This window comes from Pseudomonas sp. W2Aug9, assembly GCF_023127755.1.
Lineage (GTDB): Bacteria > Pseudomonadota > Gammaproteobacteria > Pseudomonadales > Pseudomonadaceae > Aquipseudomonas > Aquipseudomonas synxantha_A.
The window spans coordinates 18948-34409 of the sequence record NZ_SPKL01000036.1 but is presented as its reverse complement, the minus strand read 5'-3'; the positions used below and the strand labels follow the sequence as shown (position 1 = coordinate 34409).

Annotated in this window: 17 protein-coding genes; 8 read left to right on the top strand and 9 right to left on the bottom strand. The window is 61.5% G+C overall.

Annotated elements, in window-relative coordinates; translation table 11 throughout:
* Positions 1-169: 169 nt before the first annotated feature.
* Positions 170-652, bottom strand: coding sequence for a GNAT family N-acetyltransferase (locus tag E3O56_RS23595; protein WP_032880774.1), 483 nt, complete (start codon positions 650-652; stop codon positions 170-172).
* Between the two features lie 175 nt (positions 653-827).
* Here E3O56_RS23595 and E3O56_RS23590 point away from each other — a divergent pair, with 175 nt between their 5' ends.
* Complete coding sequence (locus E3O56_RS23590) at positions 828-1163, top strand: hypothetical protein (RefSeq protein ID WP_032880773.1); 336 nt, start codon at positions 828-830, stop codon at positions 1161-1163.
* Here E3O56_RS23590 and E3O56_RS23585 read toward each other — a convergent pair.
* Positions 1153-2766, bottom strand: coding sequence for a hybrid sensor histidine kinase/response regulator (locus E3O56_RS23585; RefSeq protein WP_248129088.1), 1614 nt, complete (start codon positions 2764-2766; stop codon positions 1153-1155). The two genes, E3O56_RS23590 and E3O56_RS23585, sit on opposite strands and share 11 nt — an antisense overlap.
* A 98-nt stretch (positions 2767-2864) precedes the next feature.
* On the opposite strand from E3O56_RS23585, the gene E3O56_RS23580 reads away from it, so the two are divergent.
* From E3O56_RS23580 to E3O56_RS23570, 3 genes are all read left to right on the top strand, one after another.
* On the top strand, positions 2865-3467 hold the full coding sequence (locus E3O56_RS23580) for a response regulator transcription factor (protein WP_248129087.1): 603 nt from the start codon (positions 2865-2867) through the stop codon (positions 3465-3467).
* Between the two features lie 250 nt (positions 3468-3717).
* Entirely contained in the window at positions 3718-4209 is a 492-nt protein-coding gene (locus E3O56_RS23575; RefSeq protein ID WP_032880770.1) for a GNAT family N-acetyltransferase, read from the top strand.
* Between the two features lie 317 nt (positions 4210-4526).
* On the top strand, positions 4527-4916 hold the full coding sequence (locus E3O56_RS23570; RefSeq protein ID WP_228308479.1) for a hypothetical protein: 390 nt from the start codon (positions 4527-4529) through the stop codon (positions 4914-4916).
* Positions 4917-5022: 106 nt separating this feature from the next.
* On the opposite strand, the gene E3O56_RS23565 is transcribed toward E3O56_RS23570, so the two are convergent.
* Complete coding sequence (locus tag E3O56_RS23565) at positions 5023-6216, bottom strand: YgcG family protein (RefSeq protein WP_078821176.1); 1194 nt, start codon at positions 6214-6216, stop codon at positions 5023-5025.
* Positions 6217-6348: 132 nt separating this feature from the next.
* Between E3O56_RS23565 and E3O56_RS23560 the strand changes: the two genes are divergently transcribed.
* Both E3O56_RS23560 and E3O56_RS23555 read left to right on the top strand, forming a co-directional pair.
* Entirely contained in the window at positions 6349-7164 is an 816-nt protein-coding gene (locus E3O56_RS23560) for an alpha/beta hydrolase (RefSeq protein ID WP_248129086.1), read from the top strand.
* Positions 7154-8290: a PAS domain-containing sensor histidine kinase gene (locus tag E3O56_RS23555; protein WP_103734953.1), complete on the top strand. Its 1137-nt coding sequence runs from the start codon at positions 7154-7156 to the stop codon at positions 8288-8290. The genes E3O56_RS23560 and E3O56_RS23555 overlap by 11 nt, the downstream gene beginning before the upstream one ends.
* Here the strand turns inward: E3O56_RS23555 and dapF are convergent.
* Complete coding sequence (gene dapF / locus E3O56_RS23550) at positions 8287-9090, bottom strand: diaminopimelate epimerase (RefSeq protein WP_103734952.1); 804 nt, start codon at positions 9088-9090, stop codon at positions 8287-8289. The genes E3O56_RS23555 and dapF overlap by 4 nt on opposite strands.
* Positions 9091-9248: 158 nt before the next feature.
* Here dapF and E3O56_RS23545 point away from each other — a divergent pair, with 158 nt between their 5' ends.
* On the top strand, positions 9249-9824 hold the full coding sequence (locus tag E3O56_RS23545) for an AAA family ATPase (protein ID WP_248129085.1): 576 nt from the start codon (positions 9249-9251) through the stop codon (positions 9822-9824).
* On the opposite strand, the gene E3O56_RS23540 is transcribed toward E3O56_RS23545, so the two are convergent.
* From E3O56_RS23540 to E3O56_RS23530, 3 genes are read right to left on the bottom strand one after another with little or no spacing between them, the layout of a single operon-like run.
* Positions 9765-10181, bottom strand: a complete 417-nt coding sequence (locus tag E3O56_RS23540; protein ID WP_032880764.1) for an SRPBCC family protein — start codon at positions 10179-10181, stop codon at positions 9765-9767. The two genes, E3O56_RS23545 and E3O56_RS23540, sit on opposite strands and share 60 nt — an antisense overlap.
* Positions 10182-10207: 26 nt before the next feature.
* Positions 10208-11005 carry an SDR family oxidoreductase gene (locus tag E3O56_RS23535; protein ID WP_032880763.1) on the bottom strand — a complete coding sequence of 266 codons (798 nt, stop codon included), beginning with the start codon at positions 11003-11005 and terminating at the stop codon, positions 10208-10210.
* Between the two features lie 17 nt (positions 11006-11022).
* Positions 11023-12027: an aldo/keto reductase gene (locus tag E3O56_RS23530; RefSeq protein WP_032880762.1), complete on the bottom strand. Its 1005-nt coding sequence runs from the start codon at positions 12025-12027 to the stop codon at positions 11023-11025.
* Between the two features lie 107 nt (positions 12028-12134).
* On the opposite strand from E3O56_RS23530, the gene E3O56_RS23525 reads away from it, so the two are divergent.
* Positions 12135-13034 carry a LysR substrate-binding domain-containing protein gene (locus E3O56_RS23525; protein WP_248129084.1) on the top strand — a complete coding sequence of 300 codons (900 nt, stop codon included), beginning with the start codon at positions 12135-12137 and terminating at the stop codon, positions 13032-13034.
* 38 nt (positions 13035-13072) lie between these two features.
* Here the strand turns inward: E3O56_RS23525 and E3O56_RS23520 are convergent, their stop codons facing one another.
* Both E3O56_RS23520 and E3O56_RS23515 read right to left on the bottom strand, forming a co-directional pair.
* A complete protein-coding gene (locus E3O56_RS23520) occupies positions 13073-14365 on the bottom strand; it encodes an FAD-binding oxidoreductase (protein WP_248129083.1) in 1293 nt (430 codons plus the stop codon).
* Entirely contained in the window at positions 14362-15462 is a 1101-nt protein-coding gene (locus tag E3O56_RS23515) for a polyamine ABC transporter substrate-binding protein (RefSeq protein WP_248129082.1), read from the bottom strand. The genes E3O56_RS23520 and E3O56_RS23515 overlap by 4 nt, the downstream gene beginning before the upstream one ends.

Here is a 15462-nt window from a genome sequence, read left to right as displayed (position 1 = left end):
CGCCTAAGATCAAGATCAAAAGCAGATCAAGAGCGGCTCGCTTCGCATCGTGGTTACGGTCGGCTGCTAGAGAGTTGTGTAGATATCGATACTTATCGGGAGCAAGCTCCCTCGCCACGGATTCGGGGCCCAGGCGTTGCTCAGGTCATTGAGCAATTGCGCGCAGCATTCAAAACGCCGGCATGACCCGCAGCCGCTTCACCATCGGCACACACGCCAGCACCAACCCCGAGGGTGAGTGATACACCGCCTGCTCATCCCCCACATAACCACACGAGCGGTAGAAACTCACCGCATTCAAGGTGGCGTCCAGCACTACCTTTTCAATCTCCATCTGCCGTGCAATGCCCTCCACATGCGCAAGCATCGCCTTGCCATAGCCGCGCCCAGTGAACGCAGGCCGCACGAACAACGCTCCCACCTCATGGTGGTCAGGATCGAGCATACCGGTAGCGACAGCTTCACCGTTCACCCAGCCCAGGTAGAACGGTTTGTCCATCAACACGCTGTAGCCATCACTTGCGCAACCTCGGGTCCAGAGCGCCATTTGCTCCGCGCTGTAGGCGCCAATGCACTGACCGCGAATGGCGTCACGGCGAATCTCGAACGCTCTGTCGGCGTCGTCTGGCGTAGCTCGTTTTATCTCCAACACTGCCTGTTCCTTCCATGACCTCAAATAGCCATTAGCCCATTTGTGCTAATCGACCCTGCCCGCCCGCGGCGCTATATTCCTCGGCACTTCCAACGCTTCCTCAGCACCGCGCATTCATTGCGTGCGGGTTTGTTGCGCGCTGGAAAAACCAAAACAACCCCAAGGAAGACGCACCATGAAACTCCACTCCCCTGTTACTCGCCTTGCCCTGCTGGGCGCCTTGATCATCGGCGTCGCCGGTTGCAGCAATATCAAGCCCACTGAAGATCACCTCAAGAAGCTGTCGGAAACCAACCTGGGCGAGCCGGTTAAACGTATTTCCAATGTGCGCAGCGATTCCATGACCACTTACTATGTCGCCAACACTGCGTCCGGCGAATACAACTGCTCCGTACCAAGCGGGGCCAGCGGCGGTGCATTTGCGATCGCCAGTTTTGGCCTGATGAAACCTGCCGCCTACTGCCAGCCAAAAGGCGCACGTGGCAACGGGCTGACACCGTTCATGCAGTAACTTTTTCCTGGCTGAGGTCACGCAACCTGCCGCGCAGTTCCGCAGGGCGCACCGGTTTGGACAAGATGGCGATCTGACGGTCGTGCAACGCGGCCTGGATTCTCTCCACGTCGTGACCGGTGAGGATCAACGCCGGCACCGCCCAACCGCGTTGCTGGCGTAGCTCGTCGATGCATTCAATGCCAGTGGCGTGATTACCCAGGTCATAGTCGGCGACGATGATATCGCAGTCGCTGACCAGCCCTTTCCCACTCGACTCAGCCTGCACCTGGCACCCCCATCGCTCCAGCAGCGCCTGGGTGGCAAGCAGCACGTTGTGGTCATCCTCCACCAGGCACACTTTCAGACCGGTGAGCAGACCGGCCTGGCGCACATCGTCGCGCAGCGCCGGTTGACGCGGCGCGGTGGCCAGGGCCAGGCCGTGCAGGCTCACCGAGGTGCCCTGGCCCAACCGCGAACGCAGGCTCACCTGCATCCCCATCAATTGCCCCAGGCGCTTGACGATGGACAGCCCGAGGCCCACGCCTTCGACATCCTTGTCACGCAATTGGCGCACGCGATAGAACTCTTCGAAGACCTTTGACAGATGCTCCCGTGCAATCCCTCGCCCCTGATCATGCACCTCTATGACCAAGCCGTTTTCACGACTACGCACGCCGATCAGCACTGGCCGCTGCGCGCCGTACTTGAAGCAATTGGAGAGCAGGTTTTGCACCATGGTTGCCAACATGCCCGGGTCCACCCGTACCCAGTGAGTGCAGGGGCGCAAGCGCAACTCCACGCCGGCCCAGCGTGCGGCCTCGGCGTTCTGACGCACCAGGTCGGCGAGAAAGTCGCCCAGGTGGATCACCTGGTATTTGGGCAACAGGCGACCGTTGTCGAGGGTGTAGAGGTCGAGGATCGAACGGAACAGTTGCGACACGTTGAGCAGCGAGCGATCGATATTGTCCACCAGCCGCCGCTCGTCATCCCCCAACCGTGCTTCGCGCAGGCAGGCGGTGAACAGGCCAATGGAGTGGATCGGCTGGCGCAGGTCATGGCTCGCTTGGGCGAGAAAGCGGGATTTTTCCAGGTTGGCGGCAATGGCTTGTTCCGAAGCCTTGCGCGTGCGCTCCAGAAGGATATGGGCGTACACCGGGATCACCGTGCTGGTGATCATCAGCATCAACACCATGAACGGTTGCGCCTGCCACAGCGGCGTAAGCTGGTACACGATCAGCAGCGCCAGCAACGCAAGCCCCGTGGCAATCGCCAGGTAGCGCGACCCATAGCGCATCCCGTTGCCCAGGTTCACCCAGACCATCACCGCATACAGCGGCAACGCCGCCTCACCACCCACCACCAGGCCGAACGACGTGCCGGTGTAGTCGTGGATCATGCCGAAGATGCGCCGCGCCGGGTAATGCCCGGGCCAACGTGCGATCACCTGGCGCAACACGATGGACGCCAGCAGGAACCCGAAGATATACAGGATCACCGGCAGGTAGGTGTCCAGCGACTGCCCGGGCAAAAAACCCAGTACGCTGATATACACAATGGCGATGGTGGCCACCACGATGCGCAGGTTAGCCTGATCGAGTTCGGAGTTGGTCTCGGGACTCATAGTCATATCCTTGACAGATCATCTTTGGAAAAGAGGCCCTCGGCCCGCTGGTAAAGTAGCATGCCTCGACACCGCCTTGCCCCAGGAAGGAGCTCACCATGACCGGCCGGATCATCATCGCCGACGACCACCCGATGTTTCGCGAAGGCATGGCGCGCACCGTGCGGCGCCTGCTGCCCGATGCCCAGGTGCAAGAGGCCGGCGACCTGGCCACGGTGAATGCGCTGCTGTGCGAGCCGAGCGAAGTCGACACTCTGATCCTCGACCTGCGCTTCCCCGGCCTGACTTGCATCAGCCAACTGGCCGAACTGCGCCAGCAACTGCGGCGCACAACGTTGATCGTGGTGTCGATGGTCGACGACCCGGCGCTGATCGAACAGGTGATGGCCCTGGGCGCCGACGGTTTCATCGGCAAGAACATCGCCCCCGACGACATCGGCCAGGCGTTGCTGGCGATCCGCAACGGCGAAGTGCTGGTCAAGTTCGCGCCTTCGGGCCTGCTGCCGCTGGACACCCACACCCTCACCACCCGCCAGCAGGAAGTGCTGCGCCTGATTGCCCAGGGCAAGACCAACAAGGAAATCGCCAAGGCCCTGGATATTTCGCCGTTTACCGTGCGCATTCATGTGTCGTCATTGCTGCGCAGTTTGAATGTGCCGTCGCGGGCGGCGGCGGCAGTAAAGTATTCCGGGGAATTCTAGGTCGTCCAAATGTGGGAGGGGGCTTGCTCCCGATGGCAGTGGGTCAGTCCAAGATGCGTTTACTGACACTCCCTCATCGGGAGCAAGCCCCCTCCCACATTGGACTGAGTCGCATCAGTCAGGCCTGCGCTCTGCATCCGATATTTCAGTTGAACCTCACACCTTCCCCTCCAAGCAAATGGCCTTGCTGTGCCATAAGCTCGACGTTTCTTTATGATGTTGCCTTTCGCTCAACGCCCTGGAACCACCCATGCCCACCCTTACCCTGCGTACCGCTCTGCCCACCGACGCCCACCGCTGCTTTGAAATCGAAACCAGCGCATACGAAGGCGACGAAGCCGCCACCCTGGAAAAAATCACCACGCGCATCGCCCAGTATCCCCAGGGCTTTTTGATCCTGGAGGCGGATGGCGAAATCGCAGGTTTCATCAATTCCGGCTGTGCCCACAATGTGGTGATGTCGGATGAGGCATTCAAGGAGTTGGTAGGCCATGTGGCCGAGGCGCCGAATGTGGTGATCATGTCGGTGGTGGTCGACCCGGCACATCAAGGCAAAGGCTATGCAAAAAAACTGATGACCGCGTTCGTGCAGCGCATGGCAGCAATGGGCAAGCAGACGATTCACCTGATGTGCAAGCACCAGCACGTGCCGTTGTACACCCGCATGGGCTACACCTATGTGCGTCCTTCGCCGTCGGATCACGGTGGGATGGCGTGGCATGAAATGGTGAGAACTGTCTAAGAAAGGTCATTACATAACTGTTTCCAATCGTGAAACAAGCGCACACCACTGAGCCGTCAAATGTATTTCTACAAATGAAAACCTGAGAACCAACGACGCTTTCTTACATCCAGCCTGACTCTGCTGCCCCTTTTGCCGGATTGCACCTATCGCCACTCTCACTATTTGGAAACCCGCGACCACAGCGGTTTCACTCGGTTACATTCACCCGAAATGGGCCGCATTGAGCGACTACTCATGGCGCTGTAGCCTGCGAAACGCCGAGCCGGGACCACGTCCTGGCGGGTCAATATCCCAGCTATCAGAGAGGTGCAATCGTGTCTTCAATCAATGGTTCCAGCCCATCTTTCCCTGCATACCAACCCGTTGACAACGGCAGGATCGACAACGACAAAGCCAGATACAACCCCAAGGAAGAAAACCAGATTGGGGACGATGCAGAAGTGTCCGATGGCAAGGGCGGCTGGAAGAACATCGGCGACGAATACAGGGCCCACGCCAACCGTAGTCGGTTGGATCAGAACTTCCTGCCTGCGGACGAAAAGGCCGTCGACAACTCTCAGGTCAACACTGCCCGCAGCCAGTTAGATCGCAACTTCCTGCCGTCGGACGAAAAGGCCGTTGAAAACGCTCCAGGCAACGCCAACCATGACCCCATTGATTTCGAAATCAAATCCGATGACAAGGGCGATTGGGTCAAGGCGTAATACTGCAACCGGCTGTTTGCGGTCCAAACCGTTGTGCCCCCCATGGCATTGCCAAACACGCGCTTGCCATGGATGGGGTTCGAAAGTGTGGGGATCGGCTACCGCGTCACCAACTGCCGGAAGCCCCACCGCCACCACTGGAACCACCGCCACCGGAGGAACTGTCACTGGAGGTGGAACTGCTGGAACTCGAACTGGAGCCGCTACCCGATCCCGTCCCTTCACCGACCTTGCCGAAGATGATCAGCGCGACAAACGATGCGATGGGAAACGCCAATAGCCAGCCGTCGCGGCCGCCGTCAATCACCCACCCTGCCACCACGTACACGACTACCGCCGCCAGCAGTCGCACACTAAAACCTGCACGGCTGGTGCGCCAGGTCTCTCTCATGATCAGCAGTAGCACCAGGTACAACCCCAGCACCACCAAGACGCCCAGTGGCCACAGCAGCCAATGGATGAAACTGACGTCCACGTACTGGTTTGCCACCACCAACCCGAGGATATAAGCCAGCAGCCCGATTACGCAGTAAAACAGCGTACGCACCTGCCACAGCGCGCCGAATATCGCGCCGCCTATCAACAGCGTCAGCGGCATTACAAACAGGAACATCGGCCACTCGCGACCGCCCGCCAGCAGCGTCAGCAACAGCGTGGCCGCCACGGTGACGATCAACGCCCGGCGCCAATGCAGCTTGCCGGCAGCGACCGCCACGCCGCCCAAGCCGCCCAGGATAAACGCCACCAGCAACGCGATAAATTGAGGGTTGATCCCGGCGCCCGCCAATGGCGGCAAGTCACCGCCGTCCACCAGCACGGTCAGGGCGTCCACGCCCTGTTGCACACCGCCGGCAAAATCACCCTGGCGAAACGCCGGGGTGATCTGTTCTTCAATAATGCGATGAGCCAGCAGGTCGGTGACGATGCCTTCCAGGCCGTAGCCCACTTCAATGCGCACTGCGCGATCAGCCTTGGCCACTACCAGCAGGATGCCATCGTTGACGTCCTTGCGCCCCAGCTTCCAGGCGCGAAACAGTTGGTTGGCATAGTCTTCGATAGCGGCGCCGCCCGTGGTCGGCACCAGCAACACCGCGACTTGCGCGCCTTTGCGCGCTTCAAGGTCGCCAAGCTGGTTTTTAAGGCGCTGGGTGGTGGTTGCGTCGAGGGTGTTGGTGAGGTCAATCACCCGCTGGTCGAGGGCGACCCCGATCGGTGAAGTGTCCGCCTGGGCTATGTTCAGCACGCCGAGGAGCACCAGGGCCAGCAAACCCGAGACCTTTTGACGCCAATTCCCTATCATGTTTTGTTACCTGAGGTTTCTTCCTTAAGCTGCCGACTTTACCTTATCGACGTATAACGCGTGACCCCAGGTGCGCGACTATCTAAACTGCGGCCTTACCCCGCATAGCAAATTGCCAGCTACGAGAACGCCATGGACCTGCGCTACCGCAACAATGTGAATGTGATGGGCGACGGTCCTTCGACGCTGGTGTTTTCCCACGGCTTTGGCTGCAATCAAGCGATGTGGAACCAGTTGGCGCCGCACTTTAGCCAGCGCTTTCGCGTGGTTCTCTACGACCTGGTCGGTGCGGGCCGGTCGGACCTCAGCGCGTTCGACAAAGCCAAATACCTGGCCCTGGACGGCTACGCCCGCGACCTCAACGAGATTATCGACGCCTATGCCCAAGGCCCGGTGATCCTGGTGGGCCACTCCGTCAGCGCGATGATTGGCACCCTCGCCGACCGTTTTGTCCCCGGGCGTATTGCTGCGCACGTGATGATCGGCCCATCGCCGCGCTATATCGACACTGACGATTATGTTGGCGGCTTCAAGCGCGAGGATATCGACGACCTGCTCGACACCCTCGACAGCAACTACCTGGGCTGGTCGAGCGCGATGGCCCCGGTAATCATGGGCGCGCCGGACCAACCGGCACTGGGTGAGGCGTTGACCGAGAGCTTTTGCCGCACCGAGCCGGACATCGCCAAGCAATTTGCCCGGGTGACCTTCCTTTCGGATAACCGCCAGGATGTAGAGGGCCTGCCTACTGCGGTGTTGATCCTGCAATCGACTGACGACCTGATTGCCCCCGTAGCCGTGGGTGAATACCTGCACCGCGTGCTGCCCAACAGCACTTATTGCCTGGTGGACAATGTCGGCCATTGCCCGCATATGAGTGCACCCCAGGCGTGCGCAGCGGCAATGGACCGGTTCCTGGCCCCCTGGGCGCCTGCCGATGCCTGCTGAGTCGCTATTCGACAGCGCCGCCTGCGCCCTGGCCGTAACCCACGAAGACGGCACGATCCTGCACGTCAACCCGCGCTTGAGCGACTGGCTCGGGTTCAGCGCCGCCGAGCTGCAAGGGCGGCGCTTCCAGGACCTGCTGACCATGGGCGGGCGGATTTTCTACCAGACCCACCTGGCACCGATGCTACGCATGCACGGCAGCGTCACCGAAGTGAAGCTCGACATCCGCCATTGCGCCGGGCACAAAGTGACCGTATTACTCAATGCCAACCAGCGCCGGCAGGCCGACGGCGTGGTGCATGACCTGGCACTGTTCGGCACCACCGACCGCGACAAATACGAGCGCGAACTGCTCAATGCACGCAAGTTGGCCGAAGCGCTGCTCCAGGAAAAAACCGCCACCGAGGTCGCCCTGCAACAGGCCCAGGCCGAACTCAGCGCGGCCTATGCGGTTGCCCAGCGCCGGGCGTTGTTTGCCGAACAAATGGTGGCGATTGTCAGTCATGACTTGAAAAACCCCCTTACCGCAATCCGCATGGCTTCGGACTTTCTGCAGCGCGGCGAGCGCACGGCCAAGGAGCGCCAACTGTTGGGGCATATCGGCCAGTCGGCCGAACGCGCCCATCGCATGATCGCCGACCTGCTGGACTTCACCCAGGCGCGGGTCGGCCAAGGCATCACCATCAAGGCGGTGCCGCTGGATTTGCACGGCGTTATTCAACATGCGGTGGATGAGTTGCGGGTGGCCTTTCCCAGGGCCACGCTGGTGCATCAGGCCGAAGGCAACGGCCAGGCGTGCCTGGATGCCGACCGAGTGCAGCAGATGATCGGTAACCTGGTTGCCAACAGCGTGGCCTATGGCGACCTGCTGCAACCGATCACCATCACCTCGCGCCTGGGCGACAACGCCTGCGCGGTCGCGGTGCACAACCATGGCCTGGCGATTCCCGAAACACTGCTGGCCAGGTTGTTCGAGCCCATGACCCGTGGCACCGACCAGGGCAGCGATGTGCGCAGCGTCGGCCTCGGCCTGTATATCGTGCGCGAACTGGCCAAGGTGCATGGTGGCGATGTGGCGGTGACGTCCTGCGCCACGGCCGGTACTACGTTTACCGTGACGTTCTAGCCCAGGTATGCGGCGCCCTGCATGATCGGCTCGACACGGCCGGTCAAGATCACCCCGCCCTGCCCGTCCCACTGCACCGTGACCGTACCGCCGTCGCATTCGACCTCCACGCTGTCATCGAGCAACCCCCGCCGAATCCCATTGACCACCGCACCGCAGCAGCACGAACCGGAGCCCAACGGCACCGCGCCGCCACGCTCCCAGATGCGCAGGCGGATACGGCCACGGCTCAACACCTGCACAAAATGCACATTGGTCTTGGCCGGGAACAGCGGGTGGGCTTCAAGCGCCGGGCCCACCGCCGCGACATCGATGGCAGCGATGTCTTGCACAAAAAACGTGCAATGCGGGTTGCCCATGCTGCAGGCCGCCGGGTTACCGTGCATGGGCAGCACGCGGGTGTCCATCGCCTCGGCCAGCGGCACCGCCGCCCAGTCCAGCGACGGCGCGCCCATGTCCACCGACACGCGCTGCCCGTCGACGCGTGTGCACGTCAGCAAACCGCGGTCGGTGCGTAATACGACGGTGTCGATGCCGGTCTCGTGCATCAGGCGGTCGGCCACCCCACGAGTCGCGCTGCCGCAGGTTGGCAGCCGCGTGCCGTCGGGGTTCCAGAACTGGACATGTGCGGCGGCGTCTCCACAGTCGAGTATCACCGCCAACTGATTGAAACCGATACCCGAGCGGCGGTTGCCCAGGCGGGCGGCGACCTGTGCAGTGATGGGGTTGTCCTGGCCACGGCGGTCGATGATGATGAAGTCGTCGCCATGGGCGTGCATCTTCACAAATGGCAGGGTCATGGGGCGCAGGTCCTGTTGTCGAAGTGAAGCAGTTCTAATAACACTGTAGGAGCGAGCTTGCTCGCGAAAATAGTCAAGACCACACGTTTTACCTGGAAGTACGCGTTATCGTTGACGTTTTTCGCGAGCAAGCTCGCTCCTGCAAAGAGTTGATGACCATGCTTATCGTATTCAGCGGTCTGCCCGGCAGCGGCAAGACCACGGTTGCCAGGGAACTGGCGCGACAGACCGGCGCGGTTTACCTGCGTATTGATGTGATCGAACAGGCGCTGCGCGATGCCGCCGTATTGGCGGGGGATGTGGGCGCCAGCGGCTACAGCGTGGCCAATGCATTGGCGCTGAGCAATTTGCGCCTGGGGCATCGGGTCATCGCCGATTGCGTGAACCCGGTCAGGGACAGCCGCCAAGCCTGGCAAGCCGTGGCGACGGCAGCGCAGGTTGAACTGATCAATATCCAGGTGGTGTGTGCTGATCAGCACGAGCATCGGCGCCGTGTGGAAAGCCGCGTGGGCGATGTTCCCGGTCTGGCGCCGCCGACCTGGCAGTCGGTGCTGGTGCATGAATATGAATGCTGGGATGAGCCGCCGTTCAGGCTCGATACGGCGCAGAGGACGCCCGCTGAGTCAGTTGCAGCGATCCTCGCCCATCACCAGTTTTTTCCCGATAACACCGGTTCAGTTGGGGAAGTTGCCGCGCAACGCCTCCAAGCCACCGCTGTAGACGCCGGCAAATAACTCCTCCACCGCCGCATCCGTGGTGCCCGCTGCCGGAGTGAACACGCCGGACCAGGTGACTTTCGCCGACGACTCGGTCAGCGCTTCAACCTGCACGGTCGCCAGGTACGCGCTCACCGGAAACGGCGATTCTTCAATCGTGTAGCTGTAAATGCGCGCCACGTTGTCAAAGGTCTGCAAACGCTCGACGATCTGGCCGCCGTCAGCGGTGGTCAGGTGACGCACACGGCCACCTTCGCTCGGCTCGCTCTTGGCGATAAAGGGCAGCCAGTCGGGCAGGCTGTTGAAGCCGCCAATCAGTTGCCAGACCTGGTCGGCTGATGCCGGGATTTCAATTACTGAAGACGCTGTTGCCACGATAAATACTCCAATCAGGGGAAAAATCAGATCGCCATGCTGTCGACAACGCCACCGTCTACGCGCAAAGCGGCACCGGTAGTGGCAGACGACAGCGGTGAAGCAATGTACGCCACCAGGTTCGCCACTTCATCCACATTGGCTGCACGCTGGATGATCGAGGTGGGCCGCGCATTACGCACGAACACATCGGCTTCTTCCCGCGCACTGCGCCCGGACTGGGCCGTGGCGTCCTTGAGCATCTGTTCCAGGCCGTCGGTAAAGGTCGGCCCCGGCAAAATCGCATTCACCGTCACCCCGGTGCCTGCCAGGCGCTTGGCCAGGCCGTGGGAGACCGCCAGGTTGGCGCTTTTGGTCACGCCGTAGTTGATCATGTCGGCCGGCGTCGCCACCCCGGATTCCGACGACACAAAGATCACCCGCCCCCAGCCCTGCTCGACCATGCCCGGCGCATAATGGCGCGACAGGCGCACGCCGGAAATCACATTGACCTCATAGAAGCGCGTCCACTCACTGTCTGGCGCCTCGAAGAAATCCACATCGTTGAAGATGCCGAGGTTGTTGACCAGGATATCGGCGCGAGGTTCGGCGGCGAACAGTTTCTCGGCGCCCTCCAGGGTGCCAAGGTCGGCCACCAGCCCACGCAGGTCAGCGCCGGGCACCCCTTGGCGAATGCTGGCCAAAGCGTCGTCGACCTTGCCCGCGTCCCGCCCGATCACTACCACCGTTGCGCCGGATTGCGCCAGGGCCTGGCTGATGCCCAAGCCGATACCGGCAGTGCTGCCGCTGACGATGGCTACTTTGCCGCTCACATCAATTTTCATGGTTAGCTTCCTTAAGATTAGAGAGGCAAAGGCGCACGATCCGAAATCAGTCGGGCCTCGCGTAGCGCTTGCCAGAAGGCTGCTGGAATCTGTTCTGACAACGCCGCAACGTCTTCGGCAATGCGCCCCGGACGACTGGCACCGGGAATCACCGCCGCCACGGCCGGGTGTGCCAGGGAAAACTGCAGCGCCGCGGCTTTCACACTCACGCCAAATGCCTGGGCAATCGCCTTGATCTGCTCGACCTTGCTGATGATCGCAGGCTTAGCGGGTTGGTATTCAAAGTGTGCGCCGCCGGCGAGGATGCCAGAGCTGTACGGGCCGCCGACCACAATTTCAACCTGCTGGGCCAAGGCTGCGTCCATCAGGCGTTGCAGTGCGCGCTCGTGGTCCAGCAGCGTATAGCGGCCGGCGAGGAGGAACCCGTCGGGCTGCGCCTCAGTCAGGTCCAGGGTCAGTTCACACGGCTCGACGCGATTGACGCCCAGACCCCAGGCCTTGATCACACCCTCCTCGCGCAAGCGGGTCAGCACTTTGAAGGCGCCGGTACGGGCCTGGTTGAAGTAGTCCAGCCACTGGTCGCCGTAAAAATCCTGGGCGATATCGTGAATCCACACGATGTCGAGGCGATCGGTTTGCAGGCGCTTGAGGCTATCGTCAATGGAGCGCAGGGTGGCATCGGCGCTGTAGTCATTGAGGATTTTATTCGGGCGGCCGTGTTCGAACACGCCGCTTTTTTCGCCAAGGTCACGGGCGCCGGTTTCGACTTCATCCAGAATCACCCGGCCGACCTTGGTGCTGAGCACGTAGTCATCACGGTTGTAGTGGGACAGGGCCTGGCCCAAGCGGATTTCCGACAGGCCCGAGCCGTAGAACGGCGCGGTATCGAAGTAACGGACGCCGTGGTTCCAGGCGGCTTCGACGGTGGCCTGGGCTTCGTCTTCAGGGATGGCGCGGAACATATTTCCCAAGGGTGCGGTGCCAAAGCCCAGTACACCGGGGAGTTTGTCTTTCAAGCTCATGGTGAGATCCTCAATCGGTTGGTTGTGACCGTTGAGCAGATGCTAGATTGCGTTGGTTAGACCGTCCAAGACATACTGCGACCAACTTGAGTCCTTGCAGGTCTTACATGATCGATCTACGCCAACTGCGCTACTTCGAAGTGGTCGCCGAAGAGGAACACGTCGGCCGCGCCGCCGAGCGCTTGCACATCTCCCAATCGCCCCTGAGCCGGCAGATCGCCCAGTTGGAAGAACGCCTGGGCCTGACCCTGTTCGAGCGCAGCCAGCAGCGCATCCGTCTGACCCGCGACGGCCAGACCTTCCTGGCTGAAACCAAGGCGCTGCTGACCCATGCCAACCGTCTGGAATCGCTGGGCAAGCGCCTGGGCCGTGGGGAAGAAGGCGGCCTGTGCATCGGCTATATCGAAAATGCCATGCACGCCGGTGTTCTGCCCAATGCCTTGCGCATACTGCGCGACGATCGCCCCACCGTGCATATCAAGCTGTATAACCTGCCCTCCCTCGAACAGTTGGAGGGCCTGCGCCAACGCAGTCTGGACATCGCCCTGGTAAGCGAGCCCCCCGCCGACGACGATCCAGACCTGAGCGCCTTGCAGGTGCTCGACGACCCGATGCTGCTGGCCCTGCCCGAACAGCATCCGCTGGCCCGGCAACGCGAACTGCTGCCCGAACACCTGGCGGACCAACAATGGATCGGCGTGCAGCGCAAAACCGGCGCCCACCCGGCCGATGATTTCGTCGCTGCCTGCATCCGTGCCGGTTTCACCCCACAGATTCCCATGGAAGCCAGCGAACCCTTTACCGCACTGGGCCTGGTGGCGTCAGGGCTCGGGGTAGCGATGGTGCAGAAGGGCCTGAGCCGCAATGCCCCGCCCGGCGTGGTGTTGCGAGAGTTGCCGTGGCTGACCTACACCACACCGCTGTGGGCGGCCTGGCACCGCGTTAATTTGCGACCGCTGGTGGAGACGTTTCGCAAGGTGCTGACTGAAACTGAGGTTAGTGAATAAGGCGCCCAGTACAGCGATTGCCTGCGCCCTTTGTGTGATCAAAGCACCTCCCGCAACCGATACCACAACATACCCAACGCCAACAGCGGCGAGCGCAGCGCCTTGCCGCCCGGGAAGGTCATGTGCGGCACCTGGCTGAAAATATCCAGGCCGCGACTTGCACGCGCGTGAATCGCTTCGGCCAGCAGCCGTGCGCACCAGTGGGTCACGTTGAGGCCATGGCCGGAATAGCCCTGGGCATAGAACACATTGGGGTACTGCTTGAGCCGCCCGACCTGGGGAAAGCGGTTGGCGGTGATGCCGATCTTGCCGCCCCACTGGAACTCGATGGCGGTGTCGGCCAGTTGCGGGAACACCTTGAGCATTTTCGGGCGCATGTAAGCGGCGATGTCCTGGGGGTCGCGCCCCGAGTAATGGCAGGCACCGCCAAACAGCAGGCGCCGGTCGGCGGACAGCCGGTAGTAATCCAGCCCGACTTTCTGGTCGCACAGCGCCAGATTCTGCGGAATCAATTGCTCGGCCACCGTTTCCGGCAATGGCTCGGTGGCGATGATGTAGCTGCCCGCCGGCAGCACCTTGCCGCCCAGGCGCGGCTCCAGGTTCTCCAGGTGCGCATTGCACGCCAGCACCAGATGGGCGGCGCGCACACTGCCGCCGGCGCAACGCACCTGCACAGTGTTGCCATGGATCAGCTCCAGCACCTCGGTCTGTTCAAAGATCCGCACCCCGAGGGCCTCGGCCACCTGCGCCTCGCCAAGCACCAGGTTGAGCGGGTGCAGATGCCCGGAGCCCATGTCGACCAGGCCTCCGGCGTACACTGTCGAGCCCACCACCTGGGCCATGTCCTGCGCGCCCACCAACCGGGTTTCAGGGGCATAGCCCATGGCCGCCAACTGCGCCTGTTCATTCTTGAACGCGGCGAATTGCGCCGGGGTGTTGGCCAGTTCACAAAAACCCCAGCGCAAGTCGCAATCGATACCATGCTCGCCGATGCGCTCGCCCACCAACGCCACCGAGTCGATACCGGCTCGCGCCAGATAGCGCACGCCCTCCTCACCCACGTATTTGGCAAACCCCGAGACATCATGACCGATACCCCGAATCAACTGCCCACCGTTGCGCCCGCTGGCACCCCAGCCAATGCGGCGGGCCTCCAGCACAATCACCGAGAGCCCGCGCTGGGCCAGTTCGATGGCCGTGTTGACCCCGGTGAACCCGCCGCCGATCACACACACATCGACGCTCAGATCAGCGTCGAGTGCAGGGCGCTGCGGCATGGTGTTGGCTGTCGCGCGGTAATAGGACTGCGCATGTTCGTTGGACTGAATCATCGGTTGGACTTCACTTTGCTCCAGGCGCGGGTCATCACGCGCATGGTCGCCGGCGTGGGCGTGGTGGAAATGTAGAGTTTGTCGAGGACTTCCTGGGGCGGGTAAACCTCAGGATTGTTGACCAGTTCCGGGGCCATGAACGGCTTGGCCGCCGGGTTGGCGTTGGCGTAGCCCACCGAGGCGCTGACCTTGGCGATCACTTCGGGTTCGAGCAGGTAGTTGATGAACGCGTGGGCCTCTTTGGGGTTGGTGGCGTCGGCAGGAATTGCCAGCAGGTCGAACCACAGGTTGGAGCCTTCCCTGGGAATCGAGTACGCAATGTTCACCCCGTTTTTGGCTTCCTTGGCGCGGTTGGCGGCCTGGAACACATCGCCGGAATAACCGAAGGCCACGCAGATATTGCCGTTGGCCAGGTCCGAGATGTACTTGGAGGAATGGAAATAAGTGATGTACGGCCGCAGCGTCAGCAGCTTGGCTTCGGCCTGCTTGTAGTCCTCGGCGTTCTCGCTGCGTGGGTCCTTGCCCATGTAGTTGAGGATCGCCGGAAACAGCTCATCCGGCGAATCAAGGAAGGCCACACCGCATTCATGGAGCTTCTTGAGGTTGTCCGGCTCGAACAGCACCGCCCATGAATCAATGCGCTCGATACCCAGCACCTGCTTGACCTTGTCGACGTTGTAACCGATGCCATTGGTGCCCCACAGGTACGGCACCGAGTGCGCGTTACCCGGGTCGTTCTGCTCCAGCAGCTTGAGCAACCGGGGATCGAGGTTCTTGAAGTTTGGCAGTTGCGCACGGTCCAGCGTGAGGAACGCGCCAGCCTTCACTTGCCGCGCCAGGAAGTGGTTGGAGGGCACCACCACGTCATAGCCGGTGCGCCCGGCGAGCAACTTGCCTTCCAGGGTTTCGTTGGAGTCGAACACGTCGTAGACCACCTTGATCCCGGTGTTGGCCTGGAAATCCGCCAAGGTGGTTTCACCAATGTAGTCGGTCCAGTTGTAGACGCTCACCGTCGACGCTGCCTGGGCGCTGGCACTGAATGCCGCTGGCAGTACAAGTGCAAGTGCCAACGGCAGAAACTTGTTCACAAGACGCAT